The 19365-nt window shown below is 68.1% G+C and carries 17 protein-coding genes and 1 pseudogene; 13 read left to right on the forward strand and 5 right to left on the reverse strand.

What is annotated here, in order from left to right; translation table 11 throughout:
- The 3 genes and pseudogenes from AC5Y5Z_RS24805 to AC5Y5Z_RS24815 all read right to left on the reverse strand — a co-directional run.
- Positions 1–497, reverse strand: a pseudogene (locus tag AC5Y5Z_RS24805) (hypothetical protein); the annotation flags it as partial.
- Positions 494–2953, reverse strand: a complete 2460-nt coding sequence (locus AC5Y5Z_RS24810; protein WP_499928119.1) for a transglycosylase domain-containing protein — start codon at positions 2951–2953, stop codon at positions 494–496. The pseudogene AC5Y5Z_RS24805 and the gene AC5Y5Z_RS24810, both read right to left, overlap by 4 nt.
- A complete protein-coding gene (locus AC5Y5Z_RS24815) occupies positions 2946–3377 on the reverse strand; it encodes a DUF5318 family protein (protein ID WP_499928121.1) in 432 nt (143 codons plus the stop codon). The genes AC5Y5Z_RS24810 and AC5Y5Z_RS24815 overlap by 8 nt, the downstream gene beginning before the upstream one ends.
- 110 nt (positions 3378–3487) lie before the next feature.
- Here AC5Y5Z_RS24815 and AC5Y5Z_RS24820 point away from each other — a divergent pair, with 110 nt between their 5' ends.
- The 9 genes from AC5Y5Z_RS24820 to AC5Y5Z_RS24860 all read left to right on the forward strand — a co-directional run bounded on the left by AC5Y5Z_RS24820 (position 3488) and on the right by AC5Y5Z_RS24860 (position 11772).
- Positions 3488–4339 (forward strand): DUF1707 SHOCT-like domain-containing protein, encoded by an 852-nt coding sequence (locus tag AC5Y5Z_RS24820; protein ID WP_499928123.1) that lies wholly within the window; start codon positions 3488–3490, stop codon positions 4337–4339.
- A 124-nt stretch (positions 4340–4463) separates the two neighbouring features.
- A complete protein-coding gene (locus AC5Y5Z_RS24825) occupies positions 4464–5006 on the forward strand; it encodes a PadR family transcriptional regulator (protein WP_463826330.1) in 543 nt (180 codons plus the stop codon).
- Between the two features lie 81 nt (positions 5007–5087).
- Complete coding sequence (locus AC5Y5Z_RS24830; protein WP_463826329.1) at positions 5088–6182, forward strand: inositol-3-phosphate synthase; 1095 nt, start codon at positions 5088–5090, stop codon at positions 6180–6182.
- Positions 6183–6230: 48 nt separating this feature from the next.
- Entirely contained in the window at positions 6231–7124 is an 894-nt protein-coding gene (locus tag AC5Y5Z_RS24835; protein WP_499928125.1) for an Rv0045c family esterase, read from the forward strand.
- Positions 7125–7141: 17 nt separating this feature from the next.
- The gene (locus AC5Y5Z_RS24840) at positions 7142–7942 is read left to right on the forward strand and encodes an LLM class F420-dependent oxidoreductase (RefSeq protein WP_463826327.1); all 801 of its coding nucleotides are present in this window, start codon (positions 7142–7144) and stop codon (positions 7940–7942) included.
- Between the two features lie 52 nt (positions 7943–7994).
- Entirely contained in the window at positions 7995–9806 is a 1812-nt protein-coding gene (locus tag AC5Y5Z_RS24845; RefSeq protein WP_499928138.1) for an ABC transporter substrate-binding protein/permease, read from the forward strand.
- On the forward strand, positions 9806–10534 hold the full coding sequence (locus AC5Y5Z_RS24850; RefSeq protein WP_463826433.1) for an amino acid ABC transporter ATP-binding protein: 729 nt from the start codon (positions 9806–9808) through the stop codon (positions 10532–10534). Before AC5Y5Z_RS24845 ends, AC5Y5Z_RS24850 begins: the two co-directional genes overlap by 1 nt.
- A 67-nt stretch (positions 10535–10601) precedes the next feature.
- Positions 10602–11105 (forward strand): MarR family winged helix-turn-helix transcriptional regulator, encoded by a 504-nt coding sequence (locus AC5Y5Z_RS24855; protein WP_463826326.1) that lies wholly within the window; start codon positions 10602–10604, stop codon positions 11103–11105.
- Between the two features lies 1 nt (position 11106).
- A complete protein-coding gene (locus AC5Y5Z_RS24860; RefSeq protein ID WP_463826325.1) occupies positions 11107–11772 on the forward strand; it encodes an SDR family oxidoreductase in 666 nt (221 codons plus the stop codon).
- 97 nt (positions 11773–11869) lie between these two features.
- Here the strand turns inward: AC5Y5Z_RS24860 and leuS are convergent, their stop codons facing one another.
- Positions 11870–14764, reverse strand: coding sequence for a leucine--tRNA ligase (gene leuS, locus AC5Y5Z_RS24865; protein ID WP_499928128.1), 2895 nt, complete (start codon positions 14762–14764; stop codon positions 11870–11872).
- Between the two features lie 196 nt (positions 14765–14960).
- Here leuS and AC5Y5Z_RS24870 point away from each other — a divergent pair, with 196 nt between their 5' ends.
- A complete protein-coding gene (locus AC5Y5Z_RS24870; RefSeq protein WP_499928130.1) occupies positions 14961–16070 on the forward strand; it encodes an LpqN/LpqT family lipoprotein in 1110 nt (369 codons plus the stop codon).
- Positions 16071–16125: 55 nt separating this feature from the next.
- On the forward strand, positions 16126–16473 hold the full coding sequence (locus AC5Y5Z_RS24875) for a hypothetical protein (RefSeq protein ID WP_499928132.1): 348 nt from the start codon (positions 16126–16128) through the stop codon (positions 16471–16473).
- A gap of 23 nt (positions 16474–16496) precedes the next feature.
- On the opposite strand, the gene AC5Y5Z_RS24880 is transcribed toward AC5Y5Z_RS24875, so the two are convergent.
- Positions 16497–17105, reverse strand: coding sequence for a YqgE/AlgH family protein (locus AC5Y5Z_RS24880; RefSeq protein WP_499928134.1), 609 nt, complete (start codon positions 17103–17105; stop codon positions 16497–16499).
- Between the two features lie 125 nt (positions 17106–17230).
- On the opposite strand from AC5Y5Z_RS24880, the gene AC5Y5Z_RS24885 reads away from it, so the two are divergent.
- Together AC5Y5Z_RS24885 and AC5Y5Z_RS24890 are read left to right on the forward strand one after the other, a co-directional pair.
- Positions 17231–18529 carry an MFS transporter gene (locus AC5Y5Z_RS24885; protein WP_499928136.1) on the forward strand — a complete coding sequence of 433 codons (1299 nt, stop codon included), beginning with the start codon at positions 17231–17233 and terminating at the stop codon, positions 18527–18529.
- A gap of 13 nt (positions 18530–18542) precedes the next feature.
- The gene (locus tag AC5Y5Z_RS24890; RefSeq protein WP_473138724.1) at positions 18543–19316 is read left to right on the forward strand and encodes a TIGR03084 family metal-binding protein; all 774 of its coding nucleotides are present in this window, start codon (positions 18543–18545) and stop codon (positions 19314–19316) included.
- The last annotated feature ends 49 nt before the right edge of the window (positions 19317–19365 follow it).

Below are 19365 nucleotides of genomic sequence, written 5' to 3' on the forward strand. Positions count from 1 at the left end.
TATTGGTACAGACCGGTCAGCACCGGATATTCCATGTAGCGGACGGCGATCTTGCCGTCGTACCGGATCTGCGGCGCCCCCGCGGCGTCGGTCTCGATCCAGCTGGACTTGTATGGAAACTTGCCCTGGCTCAACAACTCTGCGCCGTAGAGCGGCACCGTGTCGGAGTAGCACAACTCGTAGTAGGCGCGTTGGTTGCCCCAATTGGCCACCCGCTGATCACCGCTACCGGTACCAGTGCTCTGCAGGCAGGCCGCTTTCGTCGACCAACCCAGCGCCAGGAACACCAATGCGATCGCGATCATCACCCGCAGCGGCGTCATGAACCGGGTGCGACCGATCAGCGCGTGCCGCCCAACCGGCCCGCCGGCCAGGTTCGCCAGCGCGGCACCCAGAACGTCGTTGCGACTGGGGCAATCGCGGCTGTCAGCACTTCGGCGGTCGGCAGCCAGCGGCTGCGGCGAAATTTTCACCCGCTCGGTGCCGGCCCCGGTCACGGCGGCGGTTGCGGCACGTCGGAGGGCGGCGGTGCGACAGGCCCGGGCGGCGCGACGGTCACCGTCTGCGGCGGACCCACCGGCACGGTGATTCCCGGCGCCACCTCGATCGTGGGCTGAATCACCGTCTCGGAGGGTGGCGCTGGACGTGGTGGGGGCGGCGGTGGTGCGGGGACGCCGGCGTAGCCGCCGATCTCGGTGGGCTTGGGGAAGGTCTCGTTCTGGGTGCCCTTGAGGGCACCGTCCATGGTCGACTTCCAGATGTCCGACGGCAGGCCCGATCCGTAGACCGCGCCGCCGGAGGCGGTGACCAACGGCTGGTCACCCTTGACGGTGCCCACCCAGACCGCGGTGGACAGCGACGGTGTGTACCCGACCATCCAGGCGTCCTTGTTCGACGTGGTGTCGCCCAACTGAGTGGTACCGGTCTTGGCCGCCGACGGCCGCCCACCGGACAGGCTGTGGCCGCGGGAGTATCCGGCGATCGGTTGCATGGCCGCGGTGACGTTGTCGGCCACCGCCTTCGGGATGCGCTGGTTGCCGCTGTTGTCGGTGGAGCCGGCATCGAAGAGGACCTGGCCCTCGGCGTTGACCACCTTCTGCACGAAATGCGGCCGGTAATAGATGCCCGAGTTGGCCAGTGTGGCGTAGGCCGAGGCCATGTCGATGACCCGGGTCTGGTACTGGCCCAACACGATTCCGTTGTTGGGCGGGCCACCCTGGCCGTCTTCGGACAGCGTGTGTGCGACCCCGGGAAAGCTTTCGGCGACGCCCGCCTGGTGCGCCGCATCGGCCACCGCCTGCGGCCCGCCCTTGAGCTTGAGCATCAGCCGGTAGTACGAGGTGTTCAGCGACATCTTCAACGCCTCGGCCAGGTTGCAGGTGCCGCAGCTCTCGCCTTCGACATTGGTGATCTTGATGCCGTCGACGGTCAACGGGGAGCTGTCCACCTGGTACCCGAGCCCGATGCCCTGTTCCAACGCAGCGACCAGGGCGAACACCTTGAACGACGACCCGGTCTGCAACCCGGCCTGGGCGAAGTCGAAACCCTGCGCGTTGGAGCCGCCGTAGTACGCCTTCACCGCGCCGCTGTGCGGGTCGATCGACACCACCGCGGTCCGCATCTCCGGGTCCTGGCCATCGAGATACTTGGCGACCGCCTTCTCCGCGGCCTGCTGGGCTTGGGGGTCGATCGTGGTGGTGACCTGCAAGCCCTGAGTGTTGAGTGTCTGCTCGTCGATATTGAACAGCTCCATCAGTTCCCGGGTGACCTGCCGCTCGATGAGTCCGTTGGGTCCGGAGGGCTGGTTGGCCGCACGCGCCTGCTCCGGCGGCACGGTAGCGGGGAACACCTGCGTCGCACGGTCGCCGCTGGCTAAGGCTTTGGTCTCCACCATGCCGTCGAGCACCCAGTTCCAGCGCGCCAGGGCACCGTCGGGGTCGACGGCGGGGTCCAGGGTGGACGGTCGCCGGATCAGCGCGGCCAGCAGTGCGCCCTCGGACACGGTGAGCTGTTCGACGGGTTTACCGAAATAGGCCTTGGCGGCCGCGGAGATTCCGTAGGCCCCGCGCCCGAAGTAGATGATGTTCAGATAAGCCTGCAGCACATCGTCTTTGGACCACTCCCCCGACATCTTCGTCGCGATGACCAGTTCCTTGGCCTTGCGCATCATGCCGCTCAGCCCGTGTTGGGCCGAACCGACCAGCGCGTTCTTGACGTACTGCTGGGTGATCGTCGATCCGCCCTGCAGGTCGCCGCCGAACAGGTTGTTCTTGGCCGCCCGAGCGAAGCCGCTGAAGGAGAAACCCGGATTGGAGTAGAAGCCCCGGTCTTCGGCGGCGATCACCGCCTGGCGCACATGCACCGGCACCTGGTTCAGGTTGACGTCCACCCGGTTGCCTTCGGGCGGAACGATTTTCGCGATCTCGGTGCCGTCGCTGGCCAGGATGGTGGACACCTGGTTGGTGCGGATGTCGCCGGGTCGCGGCACATCGACAATGAAATACGCCATCGTGAAGGTGACGATCGGCAGCAGGATCAGGGCCGCCGCACTCAGGTACGCCGCGCGTTTGACCCAGCGCCAGTTGATCTGCTCGGTCCAGGTGGGCCGCGGTCGGCGTGGGCGTCCACCCATCGTCGGCCCCGACGGCGGCGGTCCGTCCGGGGGGCGCGGGCCCCCGGCCGGCCGATCTCGCGCAGGTCGGCGCACCGGGGCGTCCAACGCAGCTTTGACCTGGTCGAGGTGATCGCCTTCGGGCGGCGGGTTGTCGAGTGCGGCCTTGACTTCGTCGACGGGGTCAACGTGCCGAGACGGGCGGCTGTCGGGCACCGCCGGGATGATCGTCGTCATCCGGTCGTCAGGGGGCACCGCACCGCGCGAGTGCCGCCCGCCGGCAGCTGTCGCCTCGTCCGGGGTGTCGCTCGACGACTGGTGATGGCGCCCTTCGTTATTCACTGGCCGTCCGGGCGCCGTTGCGCGCCGTCCGGGTCTTCGACCCGTTGGGCGGCTGCGCCGGACGCGGCGCACCGAGCACGTACGACTTGACCAGGTGATTCCAGCTACACGTCCGGCACACCTCGACCACGTGCACAGCAAACTCGGAGAACCTGGTAGCCAACAGCACCAGCTCCTCGGCGGTACGCGCAGAGCCGGACACCGCGCCTAAATGCTCGCCAAACACCCAGGACACCAGCGTGAGCTGCTCCTTGCGGCAGATCGGACACATCACCTGGCTTAGTTTCCCGTGAAACTTCGCCGCACGCAGCAAATATGGGTTGGCGTCGCAGACTTCGGACACGCCGGTGCGTCCCGAGTACACCTCGGCCAGCAGTGAGCGCCGTCGAAGCGCGTAGTCCACCACCTGTCGCTGCAGTCGCACGCTGACCAGAGTACGTCGCCATCCCCGGCGCCGATATGCAACTAACACTCTCGTGGCGGCCGGGCCGGTACGGATGATCACGTCGCTGTCCGAACTTCTACGATCTCCTCGTGGCGAAATGGGCAGGGTCGGGGTCGACGCGGGCGAAAGACAGCGACCGGCAGGACACGTGCCGGATTCTGGACAATGCTTTCAACGACGGTGAGATCTCTTCGGAGGAACACCGTGAGCGCATCCGCTCGGCCACCAATGCGGTGACACTGGGCGAACTGCAGCGCCTGGTCGCAGACCTACAGTCGCAAGGCGCCGCCGAGAAGACGGGGCCCAGGACCAGGGTGCGCCGGCCCAACGGCCTGGGCCTGACCGTGGCGGCCCTCGTCGTGACGGTGCTGCTGGGCATCGCCATCGGTTGGGGGCTCTACGGCAACACCACCTCGCCACTGGACTTCACCTCGGATCCGGGCGCCAAATCCGACGGCATCGCGCCCGTGGTGCTGACGCCGCCCAAACGACTGCAATCCCTCGGCGGCCTGACCGGTCTGTTGGAACAGACCCGCAAGCGGTTCGGCGACACCATGGGCTACCGCCTGCTGGTCTACCCGGAGTACGCATCGATGGACCGGAGTGATCCCACCGACGAGCGGCGGGTCCTCAGTTACACCTACCGCGGCGGTTGGGGTGATCCGAGCAGCTCGGCCAAGAACGCCAGCACCCAGACCACGCTCGTCGATCTGAGCAAGTTCGACGTCAAGACGGTGGTGGGAGTGCTGCGCGGTGCGCCGGAGACCGTCGGCATCAAACAGCAGGACGTCAAGTCCAGCTACCTGATCGTCGACCCGGCCAAGGACCCGACCACGCCGGGCGCGCTGTCGTTGTCCATCTACATTTCCAGCGACTACGGCAGCGGCAGTATCGAGTTGGCGCCCGACGGTACCCCCAAGCAGGTCCGTTACGTGAGCTGACCGAGCCGGCGGTGTGACTAACAGCGCATAAACACCCGGTGGTGTTGTCGCTAATATATCGGGACGATACGATGACGCGAGGCGTCGTACCGTCGTAATCAGTCCGTCAAAAGGAGGTGACTCGATGCTGGAATTGGCCATCCTGGGCCTGCTGATCGAGTCACCGATGCACGGCTACGAGTTGCGCAAGCGGCTGACCGGCCTGCTCGGCGCCTTCCGCGCCTTCTCCTATGGGTCGCTGTATCCCGCTCTGCGCCGCATGCAGACCGAGGGTCTGATCGCTGAGAACGCCGCGCCTGCCGGAACACCGGTGCGTCGGGCCCGCCGCGTGTACCAGCTCACTGAGGAGGGCCGGCGTCGTTTCGGCGAGTTGGTCGCCGACACCGGGCCGCACAACTACACCGACGACGGATTCGGTGTGCACCTGGCGTTCTTCAACCGCACCCCGGCGGAGGCGCGGATGCGCATCCTGGAGGGTCGGCGGCGCCAGGTCGAAGAGCGTCGGGAAGGTCTGCGCGACGCGGTGGCGCGGGCCAGTAGCTCGTTCGATCGCTACACCCGTCAACTGCACCAACTCGGGCTCGAGTCCAGCGAGCGGGAAGTCAAATGGCTCAACGAGCTCATCGCCGCCGAACGAGCAGCCCCCAACCACGTCGAACAGACGTGACCCGATCGCAGCACGTCAGAACCCCTTGCACGACACGAATTGCCAAGACACCAGAGAGTTACAAGGTTAGGAGAACGCCCCATGAGTGAGCAGAACGCGTCACAGGCGTCCGAGGTACGAGTCGCCATTGTCGGAGTCGGCAACTGCGCGTCCTCGCTGGTCCAGGGCGTTGAGTACTACTACAACGCCGACGACACGTCGACGGTCCCCGGCCTGATGCACGTGCGCTTCGGCCCGTACCACGTCCGCGACGTGAAGTTCGTGGCGGCGTTCGACGTCGACGCCAAGAAGGTCGGCTTCGATCTGTCCGACGCGATCTTCGCCTCGGAGAACAACACAATCAAGATCGCCGACGTCGCGCCGACCAACGTGCTGGTGCAGCGCGGCCCGACCCTGGACGGCATCGGCAAGTACTACGCCGACACCATCGAGCTGTCCGACTCCGAGCCGGTGGACGTGGTCCAGGTGCTCAAGGACGCCGAGGTCGACGTGCTGGTCTCCTATCTGCCTGTCGGTTCGGAAGAGGCCGACAAGTTCTACGCCCAGTGCGCCATCGACGCCGGCGTTGCGTTCGTCAACGCGTTGCCGGTGTTCATCGCCTCTGACCCCGTGTGGGCCAAGAAGTTCGCCGACGCCGGGGTGCCGATCGTCGGTGACGACATCAAGAGCCAGGTCGGCGCCACCATCACCCACCGGGTCATGGCCAAACTGTTCGAGGACCGCGGTGTGCAGCTGGACCGCACCATGCAGCTCAACGTGGGCGGCAACATGGACTTCCTGAACATGCTCGAGCGGGAGCGCCTGGAGTCCAAGAAGATCTCCAAGACCCAGGCCGTGACCTCCAATGTTCAGCGTGAATTCAACTCCAAGGACGTCCACATCGGCCCGTCCGATCACGTCGGCTGGCTCGACGACCGCAAGTGGGCCTACGTGCGCCTGGAAGGCCGCGCTTTCGGCGACGTGCCGCTGAACCTGGAGTACAAGCTCGAGGTGTGGGACTCCCCGAACTCCGCGGGCGTCATCATCGACGCGGTGCGGGCGGCCAAGATCGCCAAGGACCGCGGCATCGGCGGACCGGTGATCCCGGCGTCGGCCTACCTGATGAAGAGCCCGCCCGAGCAGCTGCCCGACGACGTCGCGCGCACCCAGCTCGAAGAGTTCATCAGCGAGGGCTGACCGCCTGACCCGAACGGCACGCCGGCGTGACTCGTAGAGTCACTAGGCGTGACCGACGAAGATCTGACCGGGCTTTCTGAGTTCGACCTGCTGGCTGAGAACGCCGAACAGGCCGGTGTCACCGGACCGCTGCCCCGCGCCGAGCGCGTGACGGTAGGCGAAATCAGCGCGTTGCGCTGGGGTGACTCTGACCCGCGGGTGATCTTCCTGCACGGCGGCGGGCAGAACGCGCACACCTGGGACACCGTGATCGTCGGTCTCGGGGAACCGGCGCTGGCCGTTGACCTGCCCGGTCACGGTCACTCCGCCTGGCGCGCGGACGGCGATTACTCCCCGCAGCACAACGCCGACACCCTGGCGCCGGTGTTACGCGAGCTGGCACCGGATGCGGAGTTCGTGGTCGGCATGTCGCTGGGCGGACTGACCGCCATCCGGCTGAGTGCGCTGGCACCGGAGTTGGTCGACCAACTCGTGCTCGTCGACGTCACCCCGTCGGCGCTGGCGCGGCACTCGGAGATGACCAAGGAGCAGCGCGGCACGGTGGAACTGATGGCCGGGGAGCGGGAATTCCCCAGCTTCCAGGCGATGCTGGAGCTCACGGTCGCCGCCGCTCCCCACCGCGAGGTGAAAGCCTTGCGCCGCGGCGTGTTCCACAACTCCCGGCAGCTGGACAACGGCAACTGGACGTGGCGGTACGACACCATCCGCAAATTCCCCGACTTCGACAGCCTGTGGGAGGACGTCGATGCGTTGGCCGCGCCGGTGACCCTGGTGCGCGGCGGCACCTCGGGCTTCGTCAACGACCACGACGTCGCTGAATTGCAAAGGCGCGCAACAAATTTCCGTGGTGTTCACGTCGTCGAGAACTCGGGCCACTCGGTGCAGAGCGATCAGCCCCGCACTCTGATCGACCTCCTGCGCGCGGTGATCGACGGCCGCTGAGGCCTACGGTGGTCTCTATGACCTCCCCCGTGCTCCCCGACTTCCCCGTCCGCATCGGCGTGCAGCTGCAGCCCCAGCACGCACCGCAGTACCGCGACATTCGCGACGCGGTGCGCCGCTGCGAGGACATCGGCGTCGACGTCGCGTTCAACTGGGACCATTTCTTCCCGCTGTACGGCGACCCGGACGGCGCGCACTTCGAATGCTGGACCATGCTCGCAGCCTGGGCCGAACAGACCGCACGCATCGAGATCGGCGCGCTGGTGACGTGCAACTCCTACCGCAACCCGGAACTGCTGGCCGACATGGCCCGCACGGTCGATCACATCTCCGACGGGCGGCTCATCCTGGGCATCGGCTCCGGTTGGAAGCAGAAGGACTATGACGAGTACGGCTACGAGTTCGGTACCGCCGGCAGCCGGCTCGACGACCTGGCCGGCGCACTCCCCCGAATCACGTCGCGGCTGGCTAAACTCAACCCGGCGCCGACCCGCGATATCCCGGTGCTGATCGGCGGCGGTGGCGAACGCAAGACCCTGCGCCTGGTCGCCGAGCACGCCGACGTGTGGCACAGCTTCAGCGACGCCGAAGAATTTCCCGGCAAAGCCGCCGTACTTGCTGAGCATTGCGACGCCGTCGGGCGCGACCCGGCCACCATCGAGCGCTCGGCGTCCGCCGGCAGTGGCAAAGACGTGGTCCCCAATGCCGAAGCTCTCACCGCCCTCGGCGTCACGCTGCTGACCGTGGGTGTCAACGGACCCGACTACGACCTGAGCGATGCCGAAGCGCTGTGCCGGTGGCGCGACAGCGCACGCTGAGCTCAACCGCGTTGCCGCTCTGACCGATGTCCCGCTCGCTACGGTGGCGGTGATGAGTGCCCGCTTCGCCCCCACCGCCGGACGCGGCGCCAAGCTGTTCGGATTCGTTGCGACGATCCTGCTGGTGGCCGGTCTGGCCGGGGCCGCTCCCGCCTTGGCCGACCAGAACCAGTGCGCACCGCCGGGCGTGGAAAGCGCGACGGTGCTGCCGACAGACCTGGTCTCCGCGCGCGGTGGTGCCGGCGACGACGACTCCGACACCACTGCCACCGTGGTGCCGTTGAGCTCGGTGAACATCGCAGAGTTGGGGCTGGGCACCCCCGGCATGCTGCTGGTCGGCACCCTGTCCGACGCACCGCCCAGCACCTGCATCAACGCCACCGGCCGCTTCACCGGCTTCGACAACGAGTTGCTGCGCGCGGTCGCGGCCAAGCTGGGCTTGCAGGTGCGTTTCGTCGGAACGGATTTCTCCGGCCTGCTGGCCCAGGTGGCGTCACGACGCTTCGACGTCGGCTCATCGTCGGTCAAGGCCACCGACGCACGTCGCCACACCGTCGCCTTCACCAACGGTTACGACTTCGGTTACCACTCGCTGGTGGTTCCGTTGGGATCGCCGATCAAGCATTTCACTGATCTGGCCGCAGGCCAGCGCATCGGCGTCGTCCAGGGCACCGTCGCAGACTCCTACGTGGTGGACGTCCTGCACCTGCAGCCGGTGAAGTACCCGGACTTCGCCACCGTGTACGCCAGCATCAAGACCCACCAGCTCGACGCGTGGGTGGCACCGGCGGGTCAGGCATCGAGCGCGATCCGGCCGGGTGACCCGGCCATCGTGGTGGCCGACACCTTCGGCGCCGACGACTTCGTCGCATACGCCGTCGCCAAGGACAACCAACCGCTGGTGGACGCGTTGAACTCGGGCCTGGATGCCGTGATCGCCGATGGCACCTGGGCCGACCTCTACAGCAAGTGGAAGCCGCGCAATCTGCCGCCGGGCTGGAAACCGGGCTCCCGCGCCGCACCGGCGCCGAAACTGCCCGACTTCGCCGCCATCGCCGCCCACCACCACCGCAAACCGGCGGACCCGGCCGCCCCCAAGTCGACGTTGACCCAGCTGCGCGAATCGTTCCTGGACTGGGAGATGTATCGCCAGGCCATCCCCACGCTGCTCACCACCGGACTGCCCAACACGCTGATCCTCACCGGCAGTGCCAGCGTGATCGGGTTGGCGATCGGCATTGTCCTGGCCGTCGCGGGGATTTCCCACAGCCGCTGGCTGCGCTGGCCGGCCCGCGTCTACACCGACATCTTCCGTGGATTGCCCGAGGTGGTGATCATCCTGATCATCGGGCTGGGGGTGGGACCGCTGCTCAGCGGAGTGACCAACAGCAATCCCTATCCGCTGGGCATCGCCGCGCTCGGTCTGATGACCGGCGCCTACGTTGGGGAGATCCTGCGGTCCGGCATCCAGAGCGTCGACCCCGGCCAATTGGAAGCCGCCCGAGCGCTCGGCTTCAGCTACCCGGCCGCGATGCGTCTGGTGGTGATGCCGCAGGGGATCCGGCGCGTCCTGCCGGCCTTGGTCAACCAGTTCATCGCCCTGCTCAAAGCATCCGCGCTGGTCTACTTCCTCGGTCTGATCGCCAACCAGCGCGAGCTGTTCCAGGTGGGCCGGGATCTCAACGCGCAGACCGGCAACCTGTCCCCGCTGGTGGCTGCCGGCATCTGCTACCTGATCCTGACCGTGCCGCTGACGCACCTGGTGAACTTCATCGACGCCCGGTTGCGCCGCGGCCGCGCCAAACTCGATCCGGCGGATCCCGCCGAAGTCGTCACCTCGACCATCGGCACGGAGATGACGTGATCCGGCAAGTTTCGTTGGCCGCCAACGACATTCACCAGAACTTGGGTGGCACCACCGTATTGCGCGGGGTCAGCCTGGAAGTCCCCGCCGGTACCACGACCGCGGTGATCGGCCCGTCCGGCTCCGGCAAGTCGACGTTGCTGCGCACCTTGAACCGGTTGTACGAGCCGGACAGCGGCGACATCCTGCTGGACGGCCGGTCGGTGTTGCGCGACGACCCCAACGAGCTGCGCCAGCGCATCGGCATGGTGTTCCAGCACTTCAACCTGTTCCCGCACCGCAGCGTGCTGGACAACGTCGCCTTGGCGCCGCGCAAGCTGCGCGGGCTACCCGCCGCGGCGGCCCGCGAGCTGGCGATGCACCACCTGGACCGGGTGGGGCTCAAAGGCAAAGCGGGTGCGCGCCCCGGGGCGCTGTCAGGTGGCCAACAGCAGCGGGTCGCGATCGCTCGCGCGCTGGCCATGGCCCCGCAGGTGATGTTCTTCGACGAGGCCACCTCAGCACTGGACCCCGAATTGGTCAAGGGGATCCTGGCGCTGATCGCCGACCTGGGCGCCGACGGCATGACAATGGTCGTAGTCACGCACGAGATGGGCTTCGCGCGCTCCGCCTCGGATGCCGTGGTGTTCATGGACCACGGCAAAGTCGTGGAGTTCGGGCCCCCGGAGCAGATCTTCGAAACCGCCGAGACCGAGCGGCTGCAGCGATTCCTCTCCCAGGTGCTGTGAACAGGGCGGGCACACCCTTCCAGACAGGGTCTTCCTTCGCCCCATGGTCGGGTTAGACTGCCGGTTTATGTCGGACAGCGAACCCACCGCCCCAGCGCTGGCGGACCTGGCGGAGGGGTTGCACCGCTCGCTATCCAAGCTGTTCGCCATCTTGCGCCGCGGCGACCCCACCACCGGCGCGGTGGCCAGTGACCTCACCCTGGCGCAGCTGTCGATCCTGATCACGCTGCTCGACCGGGGCCCGATCCGGATGACGGACCTGGCCGCACACGAACGGGTACGCACACCCACCACCACCGTGGCCATCCGCCGGTTGGAGAAGGTCGGGTTGGTGAAACGCTCGCGCGACCCGTCCGACCTGCGCGCCGTGCTGGTCGACATCACTCCGCAGGGCCGGGCGGTGCACGCCGAGTCCCTGGCCAGCCGGCACGCCTCACTGGCCGCGATGCTCAGCCAACTCCCCCACTCCGACCTGGAGGTGCTGATGAAGGCGCTGGCGCCGCTGGACCGGCTCGCCTCCAGTGAGCCGACGGGTCCCGCCCCGGCCTCGCCGTTGCCGAACCAGGTCTGAGATGCCCACCGCGTTGATCACCGGCGCCAGCGGCGGCATCGGTTCGGCGATCGCCACGGCGTTGGCACCCAGCCACACCCTGCTGTTGGCCGGCCGTCCGTCGGGACGTCTGGATGCCGTCGCGGAGCGCCTCGGCGCCACCACGTTTCCGTTGGATCTGACCGACACCGACTCGATCGAGTCCAGCTGCGAGGTCGTCGACGAACTCGACGTGCTGGTCCACAACGCCGGGGTATCCGTCCCGGGCCATGTCGCCGAGTCGCACGTCGACGAGTGGCGCGCCACGTTCAGCGTCAATGTCATTGGGGCGGTTGCGCTTACGCTGGCGCTACTGCCGGCGCTGCGCGCGGTCCGCGGCCACGTGGTGTTCATCAACTCCGGCTCGGGCCGCAACGTGTCCGCCGGCATGGCCTCCTACTCGGCCAGCAAATTCGCCCTGCGCGCGTTCGCCGACTCGCTGCGCGCCGACGAACCGCGGCTCTCGGTCACCTCGATCTACCCCGGTCGCGTCGACACCGACATGCAGCGCGAACTCGTCGCGTACCAGGGCGGTGACTACGATCCGGCGAAGTTCCTGCGGCCGCAGACCGTCGCCGAGGTGGTGGCCAATGTGGTGGCCACGCCGCCGGACGGACACGTGCACGAAGTGGTGATCCGGCAGCGGTAGCCGCGTCCCCCGGCCCCACTGCCCGCCGAATGTGCGGCCTGCGACGGGATTTCCGCGAGTCGCGTCGTCACATGCACAGTCAGTGTTGCCGATGGCGTTAGATCACCAGGTTCACCATCCGGCCGGGGACCACGATGACCTTGCGGGGCTCCGCGCCTGCCAGGAAGGCCAGCACTTTCTCGTCCGCCAGCGCCGCGGCCTGCACGGCATCGGCGTCGGCGTCGGCGGCGACCAGTACCCGGCCGCGCACCTTGCCGTTGACCTGCACCGGGTACTCGACGGTGTCGTCGACCAGAAACGCCGGGTCAGCGACCGGGAATGGGCCGTGCGCCAGCGAGGCGGTGTGGCCGAGCCGTGACCACAACTCCTCGGCAAGGTGCGGAGCCAGCGGCGCCAGCAACAACACCAGCGGTTCGACGGCCGCCTTCGGGACACCGTCACGATGCACCTTGGTGAGGTGGTTGGTGTATTCGATCAGCTTGGCGGCCGCGGTGTTATTACGCAGTGCCGCATAGTCTTCGGACACGCCGGCGATCGTGCGGTGCAGGGCACGGGACGTCTCGGCGGCCAATTCGGCGTCCACCACCCGAAGTTCGCCGGTGTCCTCGTCGACGACGAGACGCCACACCCGCTGCAGAAAACGGTGCGCACCGACGATGTCCTTGGTGGCCCACGGACGCGACGTCTCCAGCGGGCCCATCGACATCTCATAGACCCGCAGGGTGTCCGCGCCGTACGCGTCGCAGATGTCGTCCGGGGTCAGCGAATTCTTCAGGCTCTTACCCATCTTGCCGAATTCCTGGAACACCTCGATCTCGCCGTCCGGTGTGGGATACCGGAAGGTCCCGTCGCGCTCGATCACCTCGGCGGCCGGCACGTAGGTGCCGCGCGCGTCGGTGTAGGCGTAAGCCTGGACCAGGCCCTGGTTGACCAGCCGTCGGAACGGCTCGCGGGAGCTGACGTGGCCGAGGTCGTACAGCACCTTGTGCCAGAAGCGCGAATACAACAGGTGCAACACCGCGTGCTCGGCGCCACCGACGTAGAGGTCCACCCCGCCCGGGTCATCGACGCCGTGCTCAGCCGGGCGCGGCCCCATCCAGTAGGCCTCGTTCTCCTTGGCGCAGAAGCGCTCCGAGTTATGCGGGTCGGTGTAGCGCAGTTCGTACCAGCAGCTGCCGGCCCACTGCGGCATCACGTTCGTGTCGCGGCTGTAGGGCCGCAGACCGTCCCCCAGATCCAACTCGACGTGCACCCAGTCGGTCGCTTTGGCCAGCGGCGGTGACGGTTCACTGGCGGCGTCGTCGGGATCGAACAACACCGGCAGATAGTCCGGGACGTCGGGCAGTTCGACGGGCAGCGCGGCCTCATCGAGCGGGTGTGGGCGTCCGTCGGCGTCGTAGACGATCGGGAACGGCTCGCCCCAATACCGCTGCCGCGCGAAAAGCCAGTCCCGCAGCTTGTATTCGATCCGGACGCGGCCGCGGCCGGCCGCCTCGAGGCGCTCGGTGATGGCACGCTTGGCATCCGCGACGTGCAGGCCGTCGAGGTAGTCGGAATTGACCAGCACCCCGTCGCCGGGATACGCCGACTGCAAAATGTCGCCGCCGGCAATGACTTCGACGATCGGCAGGTTCAACGCCCGGGCGAAGTCCCAGTCGCGTTGATCGTGTCCCGGCACGGCCATGATCGCCCCGGTCCCGTATCCGGCCAGCACGTAGTCGGCGATGAAGATCGGCACCGGTTGGGCGTTCGCCGGATTGACGGCGTAGGCGCCGAGGAAGACACCCGTCTTCTCGCGACTCTCCTGGCGTTCCAGGTCGGTCTTGGCCGCGATGGCGCGCCGGTATGCGGCGACGGCTGCACCGGGTGTCGCGGCCCCGTATGTCCAGGACGGGTGGGTACCGTCCGGCCAGGCGGCGGCGACCAGCCCGTCGACCAGTTCATGCTCGGGGGCCAGCACCAGATACGTGGCGCCGAACAGGGTGTCGGGCCGGGTGGTGAACACCTCGATGTCCCGGGCATCCCCGTCGGCGCCGGTGGCCGAGAACAGTGCGGCCACACCGGTCGAGCGTCCGATCCAGTTGCGCTGCATGGTCTTGATCGGTTCCGGCCAGTCCAGGGCGTCGAGGTCGTCGAGCAGCCGATCGGAATAGGCCGTGATCCGCATCATCCACTGCCGCAACCGTTTCCGGAACACCGGGAAGTTGCCGCGGTCGCTGCGGCCGTCAGCGGTGACCTCTTCGTTGGCCAGCACGGTACCCAGCCCGGGGCACCAGTTCACCACCGAGTCGGCGCGGTAGACCAGCCGGTGACTGTCGACGACGTCGGCCCGCTCCCCCGCCGGCAGCGTCGCCCAGTCCCTACCATCGCTCAGAGTCCTTGCACCGGAATCGAATTCGGCGACCAGTTCGGCGATCGGGCGGGCCTTGCCGGCGGCGGGGTCGAACCAGGCGTTGTAGATCTGCAAGAAGATCCACTGCGTCCACGTGTAGAACTCGACGTCGGTGGTCGAGAAGCTGCGCCGGCTGTCGTGGGCGAGACCCAGCCGACGCAGTTGCCGACGGATGTTCACCTCGTTGGCCTGGGTGCGGGTGCGCGGGTGGGTGCCGGTCTGCACCGCATACTGCTCCGCGGGTAGCCCGAACGAATCGAAACCGAACGCGTGCAACACGTTTCGGCCGTTCATCCGGAAATACCGGGCGTAGACGTCGGTGGCGATGTATCCCAGCGGGTGACCGACGTGCAACCCGTCCCCCGACGGGTAGGGGAACATGTCCAGCACGAAGAGTTTGTTGTCCGGGACCGCCGCGCCGTCCGCCGGCGCCAGCGTGCCCACCGGATTGGGCACGTTGAACGTGCCCTGCTCGGCCCAGTTGTCCTGCCAGGTGCGTTCCAGCGCAGCCGCCACCTCGACGGTGTAGCGGTACCGCGGCGCGTCGGCGTCTTTGGCGCCGGGCGGGTCGACGGGAGCGGTGGGCGGCGATTCGGTCACGCCCAACAGGGTATAAGGGGCCTTTCGCCGACCCGGCCCCGATCGCCCGGCCACGGGTTGGTCTCGGTTGCGTTGCACAGCGATCAGAGGTTCATCCCAGCTGTGTTTCGAGCGTGGTCGGCGCTGTGAGCAGTGGTTACATTCAGCCTCGATGGCGGGCTTGAACAAGCAGCTCTTCTGGAGGGACCGGGGCGAAATGATTCGAATCGCGTGCAGTTGGCGGACCTTCGCCGGCGGTGTTGCCGCCGGGGTCGTCGGCGTCGTGATGGCGGCGGGCGGCACAGCATCGGCGGAACCGCTGGTACCTCAGCCGATCAATCCCGGCCAGGTCCCGATGCAGCAGACCAGCCCGCCGGCTCAAGGATCGGCGATCTTCCCGGGCGGCGTGACGAGCAACAGATTCGCCCCCGCCCCCGCGCAGGCACCCGCCGCCGTCCCGGTCCAGGCACCCGCCGCCGTCCCGGTCCAAGCGCCCGCCGCCGTCCCGGTCCAGGCACCCGCCGCCGTCCCGGTCCAGGCGCCCGCGGCCGTCGCCCCCACCCCGGCGGCCACGGCACCGGCCGTCACCGGGACCCTGCGCGAATACCTGGAGGGCAAGGGCGTCAAGCTCGAAGCGCAACGACCGCTGGGATTCAAGGCCCTCGACATCACCGTGCCGATGCCGCCCCGCTGGACTCAGGTACCCGACCCCAACGTGCCCGACGCCTTCGTGGTGATCGCCGACCGGGTGGGCGGCAACAGCGTGTACACATCGAATGCGCAGGTAGTCGTGTACAAGCTGATCGGCGACTTCGACCCTGCGGAGGCGATCACCCACGGCTTCGTCGACAGTCAGCGGCTGCTGGCGTGGCAGACGACCAACGCCTCGCAGGCCAATCTCGGCACCTTCCCGTCGGCGGTGATCGAGGGCACCTACCGCGAGAACGACATGACGCTGAACACCTCGCGCCGGCACGTGATCGCCAGTTCCGGCTCCGAGCGGTACCTGGTGTCGCTGTCGGTGACCACCGCCGCGTCGCAGGCGGTCAGCGACGGTCCCGCCACCGACGCGATCATCAGCGGCTTCCGGGTCAGCGCACCCGGCGCTGCTGGCCAGGCACCGCCCGCCGCGGCTCCCGCACGAGTCGGCACGCCTGCCCCGGCCTCGCCGGTACCCGCCGCACCACTACCGGCGCCTGCCCAGTCACCGGCTCCTGCCCAGCCGCTGCAGCCCGCACCTCGGGCCGCGGTCCCCGGGGCGGCCCAGCCCGGCGCCGCCCCGGCGCAAGCGGCACCACCGTTGCTGGCCGTGGTCCCATCGCGCTGACCCCGGGCACGGATCCCGGCGCGCACAATCGTCGGCGGGCTCGTATTGTGAGCGCATGCTTATCGCGGGCGTGCTGTGCGTGTGTGCGGCGCTAGCCGCTGCCGCCTTCGGGATCTGGTCTCTTGCCCAACCGCCCGCCGCCGATCCCACCCAGCTGGCCCTGCGCGCCATGGCGCCCACCCAGCTGGCCGCGGCCGTGATGCTGGTCGCCGGGGGAGTGGTGGCGCTGGCCGCGCCGGCGCAGACCGCGCTGGTGGTGGTGATCGTGTGCGTCACCGGCGCGCTGGGCACCCTGGCCGCCGGGTCGTGGCAGAGCGCGCGCTACGCACTGCGTCGTGAGGCCGCCGCGGCCGAGGCCGGCTGTGCCGGTAACTGTGCGGGTTGCACACTGTCCTGCAACTGAGGTCCTGCCACTGAGCAGACGGGCTAGTTGCGGCTGAGGTCGATCGGGTGAGTGGCCAGCAACGAAAGCGGCAGCGGCTGACGGCGCAGCACCTGACCCCAGAGGTCCGACCGCGGTGGCGCCAACACGTCAGAAGGCAACGCCGACAACACAATCCAGTCGTCGCGCTCGATCTCGCCCTCCAGTTGGCCAATGGTCCACCCCGAGTAACCCGCGAAAATCCGCACCCCTTCCACCACCGGCGCGATCAGATCGGGGTCGGCGTCCAGATCGACCATCACCATGCGCCCGGCCACGTGACGTAAGCCCGGCACACCGTCGGGTTCGGCACCGACGCGCAGTACCGCCAGGCACAGGGCGGCGTCGCGCTTGACCGGTCCGCCGATGTACATCGTCTTCGGCTTGGCCGCGAGCTTGGCCCACTGCGGCAGGACGTTGTACACCGCTGTCTCGCTGGACCGGTTGAGCACCACTCCCAAGGTGCCGCCGTCGTTGTGCTCGACGATGTAGATCACGCTGCGCCGGAACGTCGGCTCGAGCAGGTCGGTGTTGGCCAGCAGCAGGGTACCGGCGCGCACGCGTTGCGCGGCTGGAGCGACCGAGTCGTCAGGGTCATCGTGCTGAGCCACCACAACATCATCGCACTCGCGGTCGCCTCACCGGTGCAAACATCCGCCGCCGGCGAAGATTTGTACTGTATTGAGACGACGCACGGCCGCTTCAGCCTTCGCCTGCGCCGATCGTGGAAGTGGGTCCCGTGATTCGCAGCCGGTTGCAGGCGAGCGCGCCCGTCGAGCTCTGGCGGTCGGTGCGGGCGCTGCCCGACTTCTGGCGACTGCTGCAGCTGCGCATGGCCAGTCAGTTCGGTGACGGACTGTTCCAGGCGGGTCTGGCGGGAGCGCTGCTGTTCAACCCCGACCGGGCTGTCGGGCCGCTGGCGATCGCCGGGGCTTTCGCGGTGCTGTTTCTGCCGTACTCGCTGTTGGGGCCGTTCGCCGGTGCGGTGTTGGACCGGTGGGATCGGCGGCTGGTGCTCATCCGGGCCAACGTGGTGCGGCTCTGTTTCATCGGCGCGATCGGCGTCATCCTCGCCGTCAGCGCGGGGGAGGTGCTGCTGCTGTGCGCCGCACTGTTGGCTAACGGCATGGCCCGGTTCGTGGCCTCCGGGTTGTCGGCGAGCCTGCCGCACGTGGTGCCGCGCGAACAGGTGGTGACGATGAACTCGGTGGCCACCGCCTCAGGCGCGGTGGCGGCCTTCCTGGGCGCCAACTTCATGCTGGTGCCGCACTGGCTCGGTGGCCCCGGTGATCGGGGTGCGGCGGTCGTCATCTTCACCGCGCTGATCCCGGTGTCGCTGGCGCTGCTGCTGTCGCGGCGCTTCGCGCCCAAGGTGCTCGGACCCGACGACACCAAACGCGCCATCCACGGGTCGGCGGTCTATGCGGTGGTCACCGGGTGGTTGCACGGGGTTCGTACCGTTTTACAACGCCCGACGGTGGCCGCCGCCCTCTCGGGCCTGGCCGCGCACCGGATGGTGGTCGGGATCAACTCGCTGGTGGTGCTGCTACTGGTCCACCACATCAAGGACGCCGACAAGACGGGCTTCGGCACCGCGCTGGTGTTCTTCGCCGCCACTGGTCTGGGAGCTTTCCTGGCCAACGTGCTGACCCCGGCTCTGGTGCGGCGCTGGGGTCGTTACGCGACGGCCAACGCTGCGCTGGTCGCGGCCGCGGTCATCCAGTGCGGCGGCGCCACACTGCTGTTGCCGGTGATGGTGGTGTGCGGCTTTCTGCTCGGGTTGGCCGGTCAGGTGGTCAAGCTGTGCGCCGATTCGGCGATGCAGATCGATGTCGACGACGCGCTGCGCGGGCACGTGTTCGCGGTGCAGGATGCGCTGTTCTGGGTGTCCTTCATCGTTGCGGTCACCGTGGCGGCGGCGTTCATTCCCGACGACGGCCGCGCGCCGGCGTACGCGTTGTACGGTTCGGTGATCTATCTGGGCGGGTTGCTGGTGCATAGTCTTGTCGGCCGACGACGCGCGGCGGTCAGCAAATAGTCGAGGAGGAATCATGGCAGGTCCAGGTCCGTTCGTCGCCGACCTGCGCGCCGAGAGCGACGACCTGGACGCGTTAGTGGCGCCGTTGCCGCCGCAACGCTGGGCCGAGCCGACCCCGGCGCCGGGTTGGACCATCGCCCACCAGATCGGGCACCTGTTGTGGACCGACCGGGTGTCGCTTTTGTCGATCACCGACGAGAACGGGTTCGCCGACGTGCTGGCCGGTGCGGCTGCCGATCCCGGTGGATTCGTCGACGCCGGCGCGGAGGAGCTGGCGGCCAGGCCTGCCGCTGAACTGCTCACCGACTGGCGCGATACCCGCGGTCGGTTGCACGCGGCGCTGTTGGAGGTTCCCGACGGACGCAAGCTGCCCTGGTTCGGGCCGCCGATGAGCGCCACGTCGATGGCCACCGCGCGGTTGATGGAGACCTGGGCGCACGGGTTGGACGTCGCCGACACGCTCGGCATCGCCCGGCCGGCCACCGACCGGTTGCGGTCGATCGCGCATATCGGCGTGCGCGCACGGGACTACGCGTACCTGGTCAATAATTTGACCCCGCCCGCCGAGCAGTTTCGGGTGGAGTTGCGCGGGCCCGGCGGGGACGTGTGGTCGTGGGGTCCGGCAGAGGCGGCGCAGCGGGTTACCGGTTCGGCGGAGGACTTCTGCTTTCTGGTGACGCAGCGGCGGCCGCTGGGGTCGCTGGATGTGACGGCGGTGGGGGAGGACGCGCAGCGCTGGCTGGGGATCGCTCAGGCGTTCGCGGGGCCGCCCGGCGCCGGGCGATGAGCGCGCCCAAGCGCGCGAAGAGAGCCGGCGCCATCTACCCAAGCGCCGG

It is taken from the genome of Mycobacterium sp. NGS29 (assembly GCF_059812965.1).

What these genes read in the sequence shown, in the direction of transcription:
- AC5Y5Z_RS24870 (WP_499928130.1), top strand. Translation starts at nt 14,961, where the DNA reads ATGATTCGAATCGCGTGCAGTTGGCGGACCTTCGCCGGCGGTGTTGCC.
- AC5Y5Z_RS24890 (WP_473138724.1), top strand. Translation starts at nt 18,543, where the DNA reads ATGGCAGGTCCAGGTCCGTTCGTCGCCGACCTGCGCGCCGAGAGCGAC.
- AC5Y5Z_RS24860 (WP_463826325.1), top strand. Translation starts at nt 11,107, where the DNA reads ATGCCCACCGCGTTGATCACCGGCGCCAGCGGCGGCATCGGTTCGGCG.
- AC5Y5Z_RS24830 (WP_463826329.1), top strand. Translation starts at nt 5,088, where the DNA reads ATGAGTGAGCAGAACGCGTCACAGGCGTCCGAGGTACGAGTCGCCATT.
- AC5Y5Z_RS24845 (WP_499928138.1), top strand. Translation starts at nt 7,995, where the DNA reads ATGAGTGCCCGCTTCGCCCCCACCGCCGGACGCGGCGCCAAGCTGTTC.
- AC5Y5Z_RS24840 (WP_463826327.1), top strand. Translation starts at nt 7,142, where the DNA reads ATGACCTCCCCCGTGCTCCCCGACTTCCCCGTCCGCATCGGCGTGCAG.
- AC5Y5Z_RS24855 (WP_463826326.1), top strand. Translation starts at nt 10,602, where the DNA reads ATGTCGGACAGCGAACCCACCGCCCCAGCGCTGGCGGACCTGGCGGAG.
- AC5Y5Z_RS24875 (WP_499928132.1), top strand. Translation starts at nt 16,126, where the DNA reads ATGCTTATCGCGGGCGTGCTGTGCGTGTGTGCGGCGCTAGCCGCTGCC.
- AC5Y5Z_RS24825 (WP_463826330.1), top strand. Translation starts at nt 4,464, where the DNA reads ATGCTGGAATTGGCCATCCTGGGCCTGCTGATCGAGTCACCGATGCAC.